The organism is Rhodococcus sp. 05-340-2, assembly GCF_002258915.1.
Classification (GTDB): domain Bacteria; phylum Actinomycetota; class Actinomycetes; order Mycobacteriales; family Mycobacteriaceae; genus Rhodococcoides.
In genome coordinates this window covers 1-543 of the sequence record NZ_NOYU01000030.1, presented here as the reverse complement: position 1 = coordinate 543, position 543 = coordinate 1, and the positions used below count along the sequence as shown (strand labels likewise).

1 rRNA gene is annotated in these 543 nt (G+C 66.7%); it reads right to left on the bottom strand.

From position 1 onward, the window contains the following. Positions 1 to 412: 412 nt before the first annotated feature. Positions 413 to 529: ribosomal RNA gene (rrf, locus tag CH271_RS19585) — 5S ribosomal RNA — on the bottom strand. Positions 530 to 543: the final 14 nt, after the last annotated feature.

The window sequence follows — 543 nt, the reverse complement described above, 5'->3', positions numbered from 1 at the left end:
GAGTAGGGGGCTGTCGGGGTGCCGGGCTGCTCGGGGGGCCGCCGGTGTGCGCGCCGGCATCCGGGTTCGGCCCGGATCGTCGCGAATGCGCGCGCGTCTGTCAGGTGCGCGCGGAATAGGTACAGGTTGGGATGCGATTGTGCGCGCGGATGGCGAATGCGCGCGCGTTTGTCCTCGTATTCGCGGTTCGCAGTCGCGTGGTCTGCCGGCACCCGAGTTCAGGCAGCCCCCGCTCGTCGCACATGCGCGCGCGTGTGTCAGGTGCGCGGGAAATAGGGGCTGGTCTGGGCGCGAGTGTGCACGCGGATGGCGGATGCGCGCGCGTGTCGGCATTCATTGGTGGGGTGTGTGGGTGGTTTCGAAATGCAGAACACCCCCAGACCAGTGGTCTGGGGGTGTTCTGGCAAATTGTGTTCGGCGGTGTCCTACTCTCCCACACCCTGTCGAGTGCAGTACCATCGGCGCTGGAGGGCTTAGCTTCCGGGTTCGGAATGGGACCGGGCGTTTCCCCTCCGCTATGGCCGCCGTAACTCTGCGAAACAG